Origin of the sequence: Sphingomonas parapaucimobilis NBRC 15100, from assembly GCF_000787715.1 — a bacterium.
Lineage (GTDB): Bacteria > Pseudomonadota > Alphaproteobacteria > Sphingomonadales > Sphingomonadaceae > Sphingomonas > Sphingomonas parapaucimobilis.
The window spans coordinates 1-586 of sequence record NZ_BBPI01000125.1 but is presented as its reverse complement, the minus strand read 5'-3'; the positions used below and the strand labels follow the sequence as shown (position 1 = coordinate 586).

At 65.4% G+C, this 586-nt stretch carries 1 protein-coding gene; it reads left to right on the top strand.

Features of this window, described 5'->3' with window-relative positions; genetic code table 11:
• Positions 1-7 precede the first annotated feature (7 nt).
• The coding region (locus tag SP5_RS18345; protein WP_042491527.1) for an IS256 family transposase at positions 8-586 on the top strand (579 nt) is incomplete at its 3' end.

Sequence of the window (586 nt, the reverse complement as noted above, 5' to 3'; positions counted from 1 at the left end):
CCCCGATATGTCTCGACGCAAAGAGCCTGCGATACCGAACGAGCTGCTGGATCAATTGCTGGCTGGCGGTGACGCCGGCGCCGCGCTGGCGCAGGGCGGCCTGCTGGACGCCCTGAAGAAGGCGCCGACCGAGCGCGCGCTGAATGCCGAGATGGATCATCACCTGGCCGGGGAAGATGGAGCCGGAAACTCCCGCAACGGCTACGGTCGGAAGACGATAACGACCGATACCGGCAAGCTGGCGATCGACGTGCCGCGCGACCGGCAGGCGAGCTTCGATCCGCAGCTGATCGCCAAATACCAGCGACGTTTTCCCGGCTTCGACGAGAAGATCGTGTCGATGTACGCGCGCGGCATGAGCACCCGCGAGATCACCGGGCACCTGCACGACCTGTACGGCATCGAGGTGTCGCCTGACCTGATCTCGACGGTGACCGACGCGGTGCTCGACGAGGTGGCGATCTGGCAGCAGCGGCCGCTGGATCCGGTCTATCCGCTCGTCTTTTTCGACGCCTTGCGGGTGAAGATCCGCGACGAGGGCATGGTGCGCAACAAGGCGATCCATATCGCCCTGGGCGTCCGTGCC